Annotated in this window: 14 protein-coding genes; 8 read left to right on the top strand and 6 right to left on the bottom strand. The window is 75.4% G+C overall.

All coding sequences use genetic code 11. The features are described from left to right. Positions 1 to 279: 279 nt before the first annotated feature. Positions 280 to 981 carry a hypothetical protein gene (locus ACVCAH_RS05700; protein ID WP_447134963.1) on the bottom strand — a complete coding sequence of 234 codons (702 nt, stop codon included), beginning with the start codon at positions 979 to 981 and terminating at the stop codon, positions 280 to 282. 18 nt (positions 982 to 999) lie between these two features. Here ACVCAH_RS05700 and ACVCAH_RS05695 point away from each other — a divergent pair, with 18 nt between their 5' ends. Continuing rightward, positions 1000 to 1620: a phosphoesterase PA-phosphatase gene (locus ACVCAH_RS05695; protein ID WP_447134962.1), complete on the top strand. Its 621-nt coding sequence runs from the start codon at positions 1000 to 1002 to the stop codon at positions 1618 to 1620. Between the two features lie 26 nt (positions 1621 to 1646). On the opposite strand, the gene ACVCAH_RS05690 is transcribed toward ACVCAH_RS05695, so the two are convergent. Further along, complete coding sequence (locus ACVCAH_RS05690) at positions 1647 to 2330, bottom strand: NUDIX hydrolase (protein ID WP_447134961.1); 684 nt, start codon at positions 2328 to 2330, stop codon at positions 1647 to 1649. 75 nt (positions 2331 to 2405) lie between these two features. Here ACVCAH_RS05690 and ACVCAH_RS05685 point away from each other — a divergent pair, with 75 nt between their 5' ends. Together ACVCAH_RS05685 and ACVCAH_RS05680 are read left to right on the top strand one after the other, a co-directional pair. Next, positions 2406 to 3467: an SPFH domain-containing protein gene (locus ACVCAH_RS05685; protein ID WP_447134960.1), complete on the top strand. Its 1062-nt coding sequence runs from the start codon at positions 2406 to 2408 to the stop codon at positions 3465 to 3467. Positions 3468 to 3549: 82 nt separating this feature from the next. Then, entirely contained in the window at positions 3550 to 4485 is a 936-nt protein-coding gene (locus tag ACVCAH_RS05680) for a hypothetical protein (RefSeq protein ID WP_447134959.1), read from the top strand. A 113-nt stretch (positions 4486 to 4598) separates the two neighbouring features. On the opposite strand, the gene ACVCAH_RS05675 is transcribed toward ACVCAH_RS05680, so the two are convergent. Genes ACVCAH_RS05675 through ACVCAH_RS05665 form a run of 3 tightly spaced genes read right to left on the bottom strand, consistent with a single transcriptional unit; the run spans position 4599 to position 9399 of the window. Then, entirely contained in the window at positions 4599 to 5825 is a 1227-nt protein-coding gene (locus ACVCAH_RS05675; RefSeq protein WP_447134958.1) for a hypothetical protein, read from the bottom strand. Between the two features lie 53 nt (positions 5826 to 5878). After that, positions 5879 to 7543 carry a GTPase gene (locus ACVCAH_RS05670; protein ID WP_447135049.1) on the bottom strand — a complete coding sequence of 555 codons (1665 nt, stop codon included), beginning with the start codon at positions 7541 to 7543 and terminating at the stop codon, positions 5879 to 5881. Between the two features lie 17 nt (positions 7544 to 7560). Then, complete coding sequence (locus ACVCAH_RS05665; protein WP_447134957.1) at positions 7561 to 9399, bottom strand: ABC transporter; 1839 nt, start codon at positions 9397 to 9399, stop codon at positions 7561 to 7563. 196 nt (positions 9400 to 9595) lie between these two features. Here ACVCAH_RS05665 and dnaK point away from each other — a divergent pair, with 196 nt between their 5' ends. From dnaK to ACVCAH_RS05640, 5 genes are all read left to right on the top strand, one after another. Then, positions 9596 to 11455, top strand: a complete 1860-nt coding sequence (dnaK, locus tag ACVCAH_RS05660; RefSeq protein ID WP_447134956.1) for a molecular chaperone DnaK — start codon at positions 9596 to 9598, stop codon at positions 11453 to 11455. A 48-nt stretch (positions 11456 to 11503) separates the two neighbouring features. After that, a complete protein-coding gene (gene grpE / locus ACVCAH_RS05655) occupies positions 11504 to 12265 on the top strand; it encodes a nucleotide exchange factor GrpE (RefSeq protein ID WP_447134955.1) in 762 nt (253 codons plus the stop codon). A 90-nt stretch (positions 12266 to 12355) separates the two neighbouring features. Next, positions 12356 to 13534: a molecular chaperone DnaJ gene (gene dnaJ, locus ACVCAH_RS05650; protein WP_447134954.1), complete on the top strand. Its 1179-nt coding sequence runs from the start codon at positions 12356 to 12358 to the stop codon at positions 13532 to 13534. A 33-nt stretch (positions 13535 to 13567) separates the two neighbouring features. Next, positions 13568 to 14008: a heat shock protein transcriptional repressor HspR gene (locus tag ACVCAH_RS05645; RefSeq protein ID WP_447134953.1), complete on the top strand. Its 441-nt coding sequence runs from the start codon at positions 13568 to 13570 to the stop codon at positions 14006 to 14008. Positions 14009 to 14144: 136 nt separating this feature from the next. Then, positions 14145 to 14336 carry a hypothetical protein gene (locus ACVCAH_RS05640; RefSeq protein ID WP_447134952.1) on the top strand — a complete coding sequence of 64 codons (192 nt, stop codon included), beginning with the start codon at positions 14145 to 14147 and terminating at the stop codon, positions 14334 to 14336. Positions 14337 to 14415: 79 nt separating this feature from the next. On the opposite strand, the gene ACVCAH_RS05635 is transcribed toward ACVCAH_RS05640, so the two are convergent. Next, positions 14416 to 14847 carry a hypothetical protein gene (locus ACVCAH_RS05635; protein ID WP_447134951.1) on the bottom strand — a complete coding sequence of 144 codons (432 nt, stop codon included), beginning with the start codon at positions 14845 to 14847 and terminating at the stop codon, positions 14416 to 14418. Positions 14848 to 14859 lie beyond the last annotated feature (12 nt).

The following is a 14859-nucleotide window of genomic DNA, read 5'->3' as shown; positions in this document are numbered from 1 at the left end:
CCAGATACGCGTGGCGACACGCTGTAGCGGGTTGGCCGACGCACCGTCACTGGGCCACCCTGGTGCGGGCGGATCGCCACCGATCGAGTGGTTTGCCGCTTCCCGGGCGGGCCAACCCGTCCGGCGTCTCCGGTGGACCGACGACGACGAGGAGTGTGCGGTGTCCGAGCCAGCTGAGGGACCGGGTGCTCCGCTGCTCGGCCGGCACCGCTCGGCCGGCGGCTACCGCCGGGTGGTCGGCGCGCACCGCGTACCCGGCTCCGCCGCCCCGTCGCGGGGCTACCTGTTCACGGTGGCCCTGCTGGCCGGTACCGCGTCGATGCCGATCCTGGCCGCGATCAGCACCGGGTCGGCCACCGTCGGCAGCACCGCGTTGCCGGACACCAGCACCCCGTTCATCCCGACGCCGTCGGTCGGCCCGGTGGTGATCCCGCTGCCGGTGACCAGCCAGCCGGCGGTCACCCCGCCCGCCTCGCCGTCCGTGGGCCCGGCGGCCACCACCCCGTGGCGGCCGGCCGCGCGCCGGCCGTCGGGGCCGGCCGGGTTCCCGGCCGATCCGGTCCCGACCCGGACTCCGGCGCCGACCCGGTCGCGGCCGTCCGGTGGTACGACGGCTCCGCCGCCCCGGCCGTCGCCGTCCAGCTCACCGAGCACCGGCCCGTCGCCCTCGCCCTCGCCGTCGGCGTCGGTCAGCCCCAGCGCCACCCGGTCGCCCACCTCGCCCACGTCACCGGACGACGCGACCCCGTCCCCCGACAACCCGACCCCCTCCCCGGTGGTCACCCCGACCGGCACGCCGACCACGGCGGGCAGCCCCGCCCCGACGTCCACCGGGTCGCCCGTGCCCGGGCCGCGTCCGGCGGTCGGCACGCCGCCCCCGGGCGCCCGCCCGGCGCGCACCCCGTCGCTGCGGACCGGCTCCCCGGTCGCCGAGCCGCCCGCTCCGGTCCCCGCGCCGCGGACCTCGCCGACCCCGGCCACGGGTACGGTCCACGGCAGGTGAACCGGGAGGTCCCGCCGGCCGACGCCGCCCGGCCCGGTCCGGGGCTGCGGCTGGCCCGGATCGTCACGGAGGTGACCGCGCCCGCGGTGCTGGTCACCGCGCTGACCGTCGCGGTCGGCTGGCACAGCAGCCGGGGCGCGGCGCACGGGCTGGCCTGGGGGCTGCTCGCCACGCTCTTCGTCAGCGGCATCCCGTTCGCGTACATCGTCGGCGGAGTGCGCCGGGGCCGGCTCACCGACCACCACGTGGGCGTCCGCGAGCAGCGGCGGGTCCCGCTGCTCTTCGGTCTCTCCTCGGTGGCCGCCGGGCTGGCCCTGCTCGCGGTGCTCGGCGCGCCCCGCCCGATGCTGGCGCTGACCGCCGCCGGGCTGCTCGGCCTGGTGGTCGCGGTGGCGGTGAGCCACTGGTGGAAGATGTCCATCCACGCCGCCGTTGCCGCCGGCACGGTGGTCGTGCTGGTGCTGACGTTCGGCGCCCGGCTGCTGGTCACCGTGCCGCTGCTCGCCCTGGTCGGCTGGTCCCGGGTGCGGCTGCGGGACCACACGGTGGCCCAGGTGCTGGCCGGTGGCGGGCTCGGCGGGCTGATCGCGGGCGTCGTCTTCGCCACCCTCCGCTGAGCCGCCGGCCCGCCCGAACCGGGCGGTCAGGACGGGCGCAGCATCGGCGGATGCAGCAGCGTGGCGGCACCCCGCCGGAACAGCTGCGCCGGGCGGCCCCGCTCCCCCTCGGTGGACCGTCCCACCGGCTCCACGAACCCCGGCGTGCCGGTCACCTTGCGGTGGAAGTTGCGCGGATCGAGCCGGGTGCCCCAGACCGTCTCGTAGACCGCCCGCAGCTGCGCCACGGTGAACTCGGTCGGGCAGAACGCGGCGGCCAGCGGGGTGTACTCCAGCTTCGCCCGGGCCCGCTCCACGCCGTCGGCGAGGATCCGGTCGTGGTCGAAGGCGAGCTGCCCGGGGGTGAGCCGGGCGACCGGCAGCCAGTCGGTCGAGGCGGCGTCGGTGCCGGCGACCGGGCTGCCGAGGTCGGGCAGGAGCGCCAGCCAGGCCACCGTGACCACCCGGCCGCGCGGGTCGCGGTCCGGCCGGCCGTACGTGCCGAGCTGCTCGAGGTGCCCGCCGGGCTCGGCGAGGCCGGTCTCCTCGGTCAGCTCGCGGACGGCGGCCTCCGGTAGGTCCTCGTCGATGTGGACGAAGCCGCCGGGCAGCGCCCACCGCCCCCGGTACGGCTCGACGCCGCGCCGGACCAGCAGCACGTTCAGTTCGTCGGACCGCACGGTGAGCACCACCAGGTCGACGGTCACCGCGAAGGGCGGGTACTCGGCCATCTTTATCACCACCTTGACGAGAATCTAGCAGACGGTTTATCGTCGTGGAGACGAAAAAAGAGAGAGGTGGGGGCGATGGCCGACGTGACGAGGCGGTTCTTCCTGCGCCACCTGCGCGGGACGCCGACCAGCTGGGTGCGGTTGCAGGTGGGCGGGCGGGTCCGCCGGGAGGGCACCGGGCTCTCCTTCTGGTACCGGCCGCTGCGCGCGGTGCTCAGCGAGGTGCCGGTGGACGACCGGGAACTGCCGCTGCTCTTCCACGCCCGCACCGGCGACTTCGCCGACATCACCGTGCAGGCCACGGTGACCTACCGGGTGGCCGACCCGGCGCTCGCCGCCGCCCGGCTCGACTTCTCGGTCGACCCGCGTACCGGTCGGGCCCGGTCCCGCCCGCTCGACCAGGTGGCCACCCTCCTCGCCGAGCTGGCCCAGCAGCCCGCGCTCGACCTGCTCGCCCGGGTGCCGCTGGCCGAGGCGCTGACCACCATCGCGCCGGTCCGGGAGGCGGTCTCGGCGGCCCTGGCGGCCGAGGCCCGGCTCGCCGACGTCGGCGTGGCGGTGGTCAGTGCCCGGGTGGTCGCCATCCGGCCCGAGCCCGAGCTGGAGCGCGCGCTGCAGACGCCGACCCGGGAGGCGGTGCAGGTCGAGGCCGACCGGGCCACCTACGCCCGCCGCGCCCAAGCCGTCGAGCAGGAACGCTCGATCGCCGAGAACGAGCTGCAGAACAAGATCGAGCTGGCCCGGCGGGAGCAGCAGCTGGTCGAGCAGCACGGCGCGAACTCCCGCCGCCGGGTCGAGCTGGACGCCGCCGCCGAACTGGCCGCCGCGCAGGGCAAGGCCGAGCGGGAGAAGGTCGCCGGCGCGGCGGCCGCCGAACGGGCCCGGGTGCTGGCCGGCGCCGAGGCGGAGAAGGAGCGGGTCCTGGCCGCCGCCCGGGCCGACGGGGTGCGCGCGGTCGGGCTCGCCGAGGCCGAGGCGGAGGCGGCGAAGCTGGCCGCGTACGCCGACCTGCCGCCGGAGGTGCTACGGGCCCTGACGGTCCGGGACCTGGCCGGGCAGCTGCCGCAGATCGGGCAGCTCACCGTCACCCCCGACCTGGTCGCCGACCTGCTGGCCCGGCTGGCCCCGGCCCGATGAGCGGCATCGGGCGGCGGGCGACGCCCGCGTCGATCGGACCCGGCCCGGCGTGCCGCCCGGCCCTCACCCGGCGGCCGGCCCGGTGAGCGGCCGGGCGACCGCCGGCGGGGCCGGCACGCTCGCACCCCGGGTGGTGGTGGTGAGCCGGCGCAGGGAGCTGGACGAGCTGCTGGCCCGGCACGGCACCGGGGCCGCGGCGGCCTGGTACCTGCGGGAACGCGGCCGGGACCTGGCCGAGGTGGTGGACCGGCACGAGGCCCTCCAGGCCGCGCTGACCACCGTCGGCGCGGCCGTGCCGGTCGACTGGCGGCGCGGCGCGGTGGACCGCGACGACCTGCCGCGGTTCCTCTTCGGACCGGAGGACGTGGTGGTCGCGGTGGGGCCCGACGGCCTGGTGGCCAACGTCGCCAAGTACCTGGCCGGGCAGCCGGTGATCGGAGTGGACCCCGAACCGGGCCGCAACGCCGGGGTGCTGGTCCGGCACCGCGCCGGGTCGCTCGCCGGCCTGCTGCCGGCGGTCGTGGCCGGCGCGGCCCGCACCCGACCCCGGACCATGGTCCGGGCCACCCTGGACGACGGCCAGGAACTGGTCGGCCTCAACGAGGTCTACGTCGGACACGCCTCCCACCAGTCCGCCCGCTACCTGCTCTCGGTGCGCGAGAGCGGGCGGACCCGGCGGGAGCGGCACTCCTCCTCCGGGGTGGTGGTCGGCAGCGGTACGGGGGCGACCGGCTGGTGCGCGTCCATTGCGCGCGACCGTCCGGGTGCGCCGCCGCCGCCCGCCCCGGAGGAGGCCGCGCTCTGCTGGTTCGTCCGGGAGGCGTGGCCGTCCCCGGTCACCGGGGTCGGCCTCACCGCGGGCCGGCTGGCCGCGGCCGACCGGCTGGACCTGGTCGCCGAGTCGGACGGGCTGGTGGCCTTCGCCGACGGCCTGGAGGCCGACCGGCTCACCCTCGACTGGGGCCAGCGCCTCACCCTCTCGACCGCCCCCACCCACCTCACCCTGGTCGACCCCTGACCACCCCCCGCCCGGTCCGGCCCCGTTGATCATGAGCTTGGCGTCGGTGTCGATCTCTTCGAGTGCCGCCAACCTCATGATCAACCGGGTGGTGGCGCCGGGGGGGTGGGTGGTCAGGCGCCGTCGTCGGCCAGGCGGTGGCGGTTGGCTTCGATCCAGGCGTTCAGGGCGGCCGGGTCGTCCGGGTCGACGCCGTCGGCCATCAACTGGGCGACCGCGGCGGTGGCCGGGCTGCGCCGCTCGCCGGTGGTGTAGAGCCGGGCGAACTCCGGCACCATCTCCTCGATCGCCGCGTCGGTCTGCGCCGCCGCCGGCTCGGGCAGCCCGCGCTGGCGGGCGGCGTACGCGGCCCAGCCGCGCAGCACCCGGGGCAGCATCGCGGCGTCGTCCATGTCCAGCACGGCCCGCCGGTGCACCCAGTCCAGCAGGAACAACCCGGCCACCGCCGGGCTCCAGCGCAGCGGGTCGGCGTCCGGGAAGCTCGCGGCGTGGTCCAGCAGCAGGCTCAGGCAGAAGTGCAGGGACGCCAGCTCCGGGCCGTCGATGGTGTCCAGGCCGAACCGGGCCGCCTCCGGCGAGGCGAGGAACCGCCGGACCAGCTCCGTACGCTCGGCGTTGGAGAGCGGCTCGACGGCGTCCGGGGCGGCGGGCGGGACGGCACCGTGCGGCAGCAACGCCAGCCGCGCGCCGACCAGCGCCCGGTCGGTGGCCAGCGAGCCCTCACCCGGCAGCTCGCCGAGGTCGTCGGTGACCGCCAGGTGCCGGCTCACCTCGCCGTGCATCCGGGCCGGATCCTCCTCGCGGAACCAGGTCAGCTCGTCGCCGGCGCACATCTGCCGGACCTGCTCGAGGATCCGCTCGGCGGGACCGCCGACGAAGACGTCCTTGGTGATCCCGATGTTGTGGTCGACCAGGGCCACCAGCGCGTGCTCCGGGCCGCCGGCCGAGTCGTCGTAGGCGAAGGTCGCGAGGTAGGAGGTCTGGTCGCCGTACACGTCGCCGTACGCCCAGCTGCCGGTGAGGTGCACCTTGCCGAGCTGGCCGGACCAGGGCGGCGCGGCGGCGCCGGGGCGGACCCGGGCGGCGCCCTCGGCGTCGGGCACCAGGGCGGCGAAGACCGAGCGGATGGTGGTGGCGGCGGCCGTGCGGCGGCGGGAGGTGGCGGCCAGGAAGCCGGCGACGAAGTCCCGCACCGCGCGGCTGCGGTCGGTCTCGGCGACCGCGTAGACGCTGCCGAGCAGCGCCGCGCCGAGCATCTCGGCGTCGAGGGCGGTGTCCAGCCTGGTCACGTCGCGTGCGGCGTGGAGCACCGCGTCGTAGGGGGTCTGGGGCGTGGCCATGCATCGACCCTACGCCGCCGGGCCGCCCGGGTCAGCGGTAGCGAGCCGAGCCGTCACCCGCGCGCCGCGGCCCGCAGCGCCTCCCGCGCCTTGGCGTAGGAGCCGAGCACCACCCGCACCGGGGCGAGGACGTACGTCTCGCCGACCGTCGCCACCGCGGCGGTCAGCCGCTGCTCGGCCCGCCACCGGGCGCGCCGGGCGGCCCACCGGACGACCGGCCGGGTCAGCGCCGCGAGCAGCAACCCGGCGAGCAGGCCGCCGAGGAGCAGCAGGGTCGGCAGCGGCACCACACCGACCGTGGGATCGTCCAGCGGGGGCAGCCCGAGCGCGCGCAGCGCGTAGCCCAGCGCGAGCCAGCCCAGGCCGACCAGCGCGGCGAGGGTGAGCAGCCACTGCACGCCGCCCACCAGCCGCCACCAGACCGGCCGCCGGCCCATGCCGAGGTCGGCGCCGGCCACCGCCCGGTCCAGCGCGTCCGGCAGGTCGCCGAGGCGGGACCGCGCGGCCGCGGTCACCGCGGCCGGCCAGCCGGCCGGCAGGTCGCCCCCGGTCCGGTCGGCCACCGCCCGGATGGCCAGCCCGAGCGCGGACCGCTGGGCGGCGGTCGGGTCGGGCACGGAGGTCGCGGCCACCAGGCTCTCCGCCGGGTCGTCGCCGCCGCCGGGGCCGGCGGACAGGTGCAGCCGGCGCAGCGGGTCGGGGCGCAGCCGCCGCCAGCCCCGGACCACCGGCCAGCCGGTGGTCGCGCCGGCCCGGTGCCGGTACGCCAGTTCGACCGCCTCCGCCACCGCCGGCACCCCGGCCGCGCCGGCCAGCGCCCGGTTCAGCTCGCGGACCGCCCCGGCGTCCGGCCCGGCGGCCGGCGGGTCCGCGCCGACCAGCTCGGCCAGCCCGACGACCACCCCGTCCACGTCGCCGGAGAGCCGACGCAGCGCGGCCTGCCGTTCGGCCACGGTGCGCTCCAGCGCCTCGCGCAACCCGACCATGCCGGCCGGGTCGATCGCGGTGGTGGCCAGCAGCGGCACGCCGCCGAGCCCGTCGGCGTCGAGCAGCCGGCGCAGGTCGGCCAGCACCCGCGGCAGCTCGGCCGCAGGCAGCCGGTCGGCCTGGTTGAGCACGACCAGGGTGACGTCCCGGTGCCGGTGGAACTCGCGCAGGTAGCTGGTGTGGATCACCCGGTCGGCGTACTTCTGCGGGTCGACCACCCAGACCACCAGGTCGACCAGGCCGAGCAGCCGGTCGACCTCCAGCCGGTGGGACCGCTGCACGGAATCGAAGTCGGGCAGGTCGAGCAGGATCAGCCCGCGCAGGGCGGACTCGTCCTCGCCGTCCAGCGCGCTCTCCCGGACGAACCGGTGCCGGGGCAGCACGCCGATCCAGTCGAGCAGCCGGCTGCCGCCGTCCAGCGGCCCCCACACGCAGGCGTGCGTCACGCCCGTGGTGGGGCGGCGCACGCCGACCGGCGACAGCTCCAGCCGGGCCAGCGCGTTGAACAGGCTGGACTTGCCGCTGCCGGTGGCACCGGCAAGGGCCACCACGGTGTGGTCGCGGGAGAGCGCCAGCCGGGTGCCGGCCCGCTCGACCAGGGTGTGCGCCGCGACGAGTTGGGCGTCCGGCAGGTGACCGTCGACGAGGCCGAGGAACCGGCGGACCGCCTCCAGGCGGGCGATCAGGTCGTCCGCGTCCACCCGCTGGTCGCCGCGGAACGCCTCGCGCATCCGCCCCACGATGTTGTTCACGCCTGGTCCTTCTCGGCGGGCAGGGCCGGCCCGGTCGGCTCGGCGAACCCGCTGCGGTGCCGGGCGACCTCCACCCGACCGGCGGCCCGGCGCAGCTCCGCGGCGGTGTCGGCGGCGGGCCGGGCCTGCTCGGTGCGGGCCAGGTAGCGGGCGGCCTCGTCGTCCAGCAGCGCCCGCACCCGGTCCAGCAGGTCGGCCCGGGCCCGGTTGGCGAGCGTACGCACGGCCTGGTCGCCGAAGATCGCCTGGAGCACGGCCTGCGCGGCGACCGTGGTGCCGGCCCCGGTGGCCACCTCCAGCCCGGTCGGGATGAACGCGGTCGAGGCGAACACCGCGATCATCACGGCCAGCCCGGTGGCGTTCACCGCGTACGCGGCGGTGCGGGCCACGAACCGCTTGTCGCCGCCCTCCACCCGGACCAGCTCCAGCACCGCGCGCTGCCAGTCGCGGACCATCCGCTCGGCCCGCTCGGGCAGGTCGTCGGCGGGGTGGGCGAGCGCCGGTTCGAGCAGCGCCGCCCCGGACGGGTGCGCCTTCCACCCGGTGTACGCGTTCTCGGCCGCCTCGGCGGCGACCCCGCGCAGCAGGGTGACCAGCTGGGACTCGATCGCGGTGCGCAGCTCGGCGGCCGGGGCGGGCCGGCCGGTCACCGCCGCCACCACGCGGTCGCGCAGCCGGCCGATCCGCGCCTCCAGGGTGCGGAAGAACTCGCCGGTGCCGACGAACTCCTGCCACCGGGCGAGCACCTCGCCGCGGAGCAGCCGACCGTCGCGCAGCCCCTGCTCGACCGTCCGGTGCGCGCCCCGGTACGCGGCCCGGACCCGCTCGTCGAGCGCGTCCGCGGCGGCCACCTGCTCCTCGGCGGCGTCGGCGAGCCCCTCGACGGTGGGGTGCAGCGAGGCGAGCGCCCCGTCCAGGGTCTGCCGGACCACGGCCGCCCGGGCGTCCGCGTCGGCGGCGAGCCGGGCGAACCAGTTGGCCAGCGGCGCGGTGGCCCGGTCGGGCAGCAGCCCCTGGCCGTCGACCCAGGTCTCCGGCAGCACGAAGAGCGGCGCCGCGCCGAGACCCTGGGCGGCGAGCATCTCGGACAGGTGGGCGGCGATCTCGTCGGCAGCCTCCGGCGGCACCCGGTCGAGCACCATGGCGATCACCGCGCCCCGGGACCGGGCGCTGCGCAGCAGCTCCCACGGGACCGCGTCGGCGTAGCGGGCGGCGGTGGTGACGAAGAGCCAGAGGTCGGCGGCGGCCAGCAACTGGCCGGCCAGCGCCCGGTTGGCGTCGACCACCGAGTCGATGTCGGGCGCGTCGAGGAAGGCCAGCCCGGCCGGGAGCGCGGGGGCGGTGACCAGGTGCAGGGTGCGCGGATCCTCGCTGGGCTCGTTGGTGCGGGTGAGGCCGGGCAGCAGGTCGCCCTGGCGGAACCAGGCGGCGTCGGCCGGGTTGCAGACTAGCACCGGCGAGCGGGTGGTCGGCCGGAGCACCCCGGCGGCGCTCACCCGGGCCTGCACCAGGCTGTTGACCAGGGTCGACTTGCCCGCGCCGGTGGACCCGCCGACCACCACGAGCAGCGGCGCGTCGAGCCGGGCGAGGCGGGGGACGAGGTAGTCGTCGAGCTGGTCGGTGAGGGCGGCGCCGGTGCGCCGGGCCGGCTCGGCCGAGGGTAGGGCGAGCGGGAACCGGGCCGCCCCGATCGCGGCCCGCAGGCCGGCGAGCGCAGCGGGCAGGCTGTCGTCCCCGGTGGTGGCGGGCGGGTCCTCCCCGGCGTCCGTGGAGCCGGTGCGGGCTGCGACGGCGGGCGCGCCGGGCTGGGTGGCGGGATCGCCGTGCGTCGTCACCGCTAAAGCGTGCCCGACCGACGCAAGGGAAGACAACTGATGAGTAGCTGTGTCGGACTTGCGTCAGCTCGACTCAACCCCGACTTGACGATCGCCGCCCGCGTGGCACTATTGAGCCAAGTTCACTCAACTTGTGGTGGGTGCGCTGCGGGCGGTGCCCGTCACCTGCTCAACGTAACGAAGCGAGGAAGCGAAGATGGCACGTGCGGTCGGTATCGACCTCGGCACGACGAACTCCTGCGTCAGCGTCCTGGAGGGCGGTGAGCCCACCGTCATCGCCAACGCGGAGGGCTCGCGGACGACCCCGTCGATCGTCGCGTTCGCCCGCAACGGCGAGGTGCTCGTCGGTGAGGTCGCCAAGCGCCAGGCGGTGACCAACCCGGACCGGACGATCCGCTCGGTCAAGCGGGAGATCGGCACCAACTGGTCCGTCGACATCGACGGCAAGAAGTACACCCCGCAGGAGATCTCGGCCCGCACGCTGATGAAGCTCAAGCGGGACGCCGAGGCGTACCTGGGCGAGCAGATCACCGACGCGGTGATCACCGTCCCGGCCTACTTCAACGACGGCCAGCGCCAGGCCACCAAGGAGGCCGGTGAGATCGCCGGCTTCAACGTGCTGCGGATCGTCAACGAGCCGACCGCGGCCGCGCTGGCGTACGGGCTGGACAAGGGCTCCAAGGAGCAGACCGTCCTGGTCTTCGACCTCGGTGGCGGCACCTTCGACGTGTCGCTGCTGGAGCTGGCCGAGGGCGTCATCGAGGTCAAGTCGACCAGCGGTGACAACCACCTCGGTGGCGACGACTGGGACCAGCGGATCATCGACCACCTGGTGAAGACCTTCCGGGGCGAGCACGGCATCGACCTGGCCCAGGACAAGATGGCCCTCCAGCGGCTCCGGGAGGCCGCCGAGAAGGCCAAGATCGAGCTGTCCGCCGCCACCACCACCAACATCAACCTGCCGTACATCACCGCCGGCGCGGCCGGCCCGCTGCACCTGGACGTGACGCTCAGCCGGGCCGAGTTCCAGCGGATGACGCAGGACCTGCTGGACCGCTGCAAGGGCCCGTTCGAGCAGGCCGTGAAGGACGCCGGGATCAAGGTCTCCGACGTCGACCACGTCATCCTGGTCGGCGGCTCGACCCGGATGCCGGCCGTCACCGACCTGGTCAAGCAGCTCACCGGCAAGGAGCCCAACAAGGGCGTCAACCCGGACGAGGTCGTCGCCGTCGGCGCCGCCCTCCAGGCCGGTGTGCTCAAGGGCGAGGTGAAGGATGTCCTGCTGCTCGACGTGACCCCGCTGAGCCTGGGCATCGAGACCAAGGGCGGCATCTTCACCAAGCTGATCGAGCGCAACACCACCATCCCGACCAAGCGCTCCGAGGTCTTCACCACGGCGGACGACAACCAGCCGTCGGTGCTGATCCAGGTCTTCCAGGGCGAGCGCGAGATCGCGGCCTACAACAAGAAGCTCGGCACCTTCGAGCTGACCGGTCTCCCGCCGGCGCCGCGTGGCGTGCCGCAGATCGAGGTCACCTTCGACATCGACGCCAACGGCATCGTCAACGTGCACGCCAAGGACCTTGGCACCGGCAAGGAACAGAAGATGACGATCACCGGCGGCTCCTCGCTGCCGAAGGACGACATCGAGCGGATGCGCCGGGACGCCGAGGAGCACGCGGAGGAGGACAAGCGCCGCCGCGATGAGGCCGAGACCCGCAACGTGGCCGAGGCGCTCCAGTGGCAGACCGAGAAGTTCCTGGCGGAGAACGGCGACAAGCTCCCCGCCGAGAACAAGGATCAGCTCAACGAGGCCCTCGGCGAGCTGCGTGGCGCGCTCGGCGGCAGCGACATCGAGACGATCAAGTCGGCGCACGAGCGGCTGGCCCAGGTCTCCCAGCAGGCCGGTTCGCTGCTCTACGCCCAGCAGGCCGAGCAGCCGGGTGCGGCCGGTGCCGGTGCCGGTGCCGCGGGCGCCGGGGCGACCGGTGGCGCGCAGACCGGTGGCGCCGACGACGTGGTCGACGCGGAGATCGTGGACGAGGACAAGAAGTGACCTCACGCCTCGCGACCCGGACTCCACGCACAGGGATGAGGTAGCCGTATGACGGAGAAGCCACGAGCCGCCGACCCGGGCGACACCGGGTCGGCGCCGGGTGGCTCCGCGCCCGCCGAGCAGGCCGCCGGCGACAAGCCGCGGGTCGTCATCCGCAACAACCGCAAGATCAGCCAGACGGTCGAGCCGGACGCGGCCGCCGCCGACGCCGGGACGGACGTCCCGGCCGAGGGGCTGGTCGAGGAGGCCGAGGTGGTCGTCGACGAGATCGAGGTCGAGGCCACCCCCGCCGAGGGGTCGGCGCCGGGCGGTCCGCCGGTGGTGGACGCGCCGGCCGAGCCGGTCGAGGGCGGTACGGGCACCGGCAGCCCGCTCGCCGCCGAACTGGAGGCGCTGCGCGCCGAGCTCGACGAGCGGACCCGGGACCTGCAGCGGGTGTCGGCGGAGTACGCCAACTACCGCAAGCGGGTGGACCGCGACCGGGGCCTGGTCACCGAGCAGGCCACCGGGGCGGTGCTGGCCGCGCTGCTGCCGATCCTGGACGACCTGGACCGGGCCCGTGAGCACGGCGACCTGGTCGGGCCGTTCGGCTCGGTGGCCGAGCAGCTGACCACGGCGCTCGGCAAGTTCGGGCTGACCGCGTTCGGCGAGCAGGGCGACCCGTTCGACCCGACCCGGCACGAGGCGGTGGCGCACCAGACCTCGGCCGAGGTCACCGAGCCGACCTGCGTGCAGATCATGCGGCGCGGCTACCAGATCGGTGAGCGGCTGCTGCGGCCGGCACTGGTCGGGGTCGCCGACCCGGAATAGCTGGATGGAAGACGGTGACCGGACGACCCCGCCCGCCGGCGTACGGCGGGCGGGGCGTCCGGGCCGTGTGGGCCGGGAGGGGGTGGACCGGTGAGTTCCAAGGACTGGATCGAGAAGGACTACTACGCCGTACTGGGCGTGGCGAAGGCCGCCTCCGCAGACGAGATCAAGAAGGCCTACCGGAAGTTGGCCCGGGAGTCGCATCCGGACCACAACCCGGGTGACCCGAAGGCGGAGGAGCGGTTCAAGGCCGTCTCCGAGGCGTACGCGGTGCTGGGCGACGACGCCAAGCGCCGGGAGTACGACGAGATGCGCTCGCTGTTCGGCTCGGGCGCGTTCCGGCGCAGTGCCCGGGGCGCCGGCCAGCCGGGCGGGATGCCGTTCGACGTCTCCGACCTGTTCGGCGGCGCGGCCGGCGGTGAGCGCCGGTTCGGCGGCGCCGGTTTCCAGGACCTGTTCAGTTCGATCTTCTCCGGCGGGGCCGGCGGCGGGGCGGCGCCCCGGGGCCCGGCCCGGGGCCGGGACGTCGAGGCCGAGGTGGCGCTCGACTTCGGCGACGCCGTACGCGGGGTGACGCTCCCGCTGACGCTGCGCGCGCCCGGGGTCTGCGACACCTGCCACGGCAGCGGGGCCAAGCCCGGCACCCAGCCGCGCACCTGCCCGGTGTGCCAGGGCGCCGGCGTGACCACCCGCAACCAGGGGTCGTTCAGCTTCTCCGAGCCGTGCCGCAACTGCCAGGGCGTGGGCACCGTGGTGGAGGAGAAGTGCCCGGAGTGCCAGGGCACCGGCGGGGTCACCAAGACCCGTACGCTCAACGTCCGTTTTCCGGCCGGGGTGGCCGACGGCCAGCGGATCCGGCTGGCCGGGCGGGGTGAGCCCGGCGAGCGTGGCGGCCCGGCCGGCGACCTGTTCGTCCACGTGAAGGTCCGGCCGGACGAGCTGTTCGGGCGCACCGGCGACGACCTCACGCTGACCGTGCCGATCACGTTCGCGGAAGCGGTGCTCGGCACCGATCTGCGGGTACCCACCCTCGACGGCGCGGTGACCCTGCGGGTGCCGCCGGGCACGCCGAGCGGCCGGATCCTGCGGGCGCGGGGCAAGGGGGTGGTACGCCGCGACGGGCAGGCCGGTGACCTGCTGGTGGCGCTCGACGTGGTGGTGCCGGCAAAGGTGTCCGACGAGGCGCGCGCGGCGCTGGAGACGTTCGCCGCGCAGACCCCGCCGGCCGCCAGGGAACATCTCGACGCGCGGGTGCGTCGGTTCAGTTAGCCCGGTGGTGGAGTGCACGCGGAGGTGAGTGGGATGTCGGGCGATTTCGTCGGCTCGGACGACCCTGCCTACGAGGCGAAGGTGCTGATGATCTCGGTGGCCGCGCGGATGGCGGGGATGCACCCGCAGACGCTGCGCCAGTACGACCGGCTGGGCCTGGTGCAGGCCGGCCGGGCGGCTGGTGGCGGTCGCCGGTACAGCGTCCGGGACGTGGTGCTGCTGCGCGAGGTGCAGCGGCTCAGCCAGGACGAAGGGGTCAACCTGGCCGGGGTCAAGCGGATCATCGGCCTGGAGCGGCTGCTGGAGCAGGCGCAGCAGCGGGTGGCGCAGCTGGAGGCGGAGCTGGACGCCGCGTACCGTCGGATCGCGGAGCTGGAGTCGCTGGCCCGCTTTCCGGGCCGAGACCTCGTGCCCACCAACCGCACCTCCACCGCGCTGGTGGTCTGGCGGCCCCGGCGGGGCCCCGAACGCTGACCACCGCTGACCCGGAGACCGCTACGCCGGCCCGGTCCGCTCGCCGGAATCCCGGCGCGGACCGGGCCGGCTCGGTTATGGTGCCAATAGGTCTATCCGCTTAATTCGGACTAACCCGACCCGACGGGGGGACCAGGTGTCGGAAGCGGCGAAGAAGGTGGCGGAGCAGGAGCAGGCGGAGCAGCGACTCGACAAGGTGGCCGAGGAGGTCCGGGAGAAGTTCGACCAGATCTTGACCGACGGCCGGTTCGCCGACCAGGTCGACCACGGCGTCGACAAGGGGCGGTCCGACACCCGTCGCCGGGAGCAGGGCGGACCGGTTCCCTGACCACCGGTACGCCGACGTGCGGGCCGGGACCCACGGGGGGTCCCGGCCCGTTCGCCGTGCGGATGCGGGCCGGGACGGCTCAGCCGAGGCGGCGGTTCTCGCGGACCAGGCCGCCTTCGCACCAGTCCCGGTAGACGAAGAGTTCCGGTCGGGCCAGCAGCACCCGGCTGTTGTGCGCCCAGGTGCGCATCGGCTCGTCGCCGTCCCGCTCGGCCTGCTCGACCAGCTTGCGGAAGCGCCGCTTCGGGTGGGCGCGGAAGTTCGTCCGGATCCCGTCGGCGGCGTAGATGTAGAGGCAGTGCAGCGCGAACCGCCGGGCCGGGCAACTCGGGTCCATCGCCAGGTCGAACAGCGTCATCACCAGCCGGTCACCGGAGACCAGCAGGTCCCAGTCCGGCGGCATGGAGGACAACGGGACGGAGTCCGGGTGGTAGGCCCATGCCCGCAACTCCGCCGGGGACGGGTCGACGGGGTTGGCGAACCCGTGGAACGTCGACTCCTGCACGCTCACCGGCCAACCTTC

It is taken from the genome of Micromonospora sp. LZ34 (assembly GCF_052981855.1).
The sequence above is the reverse complement of the archived record's forward strand: the minus strand, read 5'-3'. Positions and strand labels throughout refer to the sequence as shown.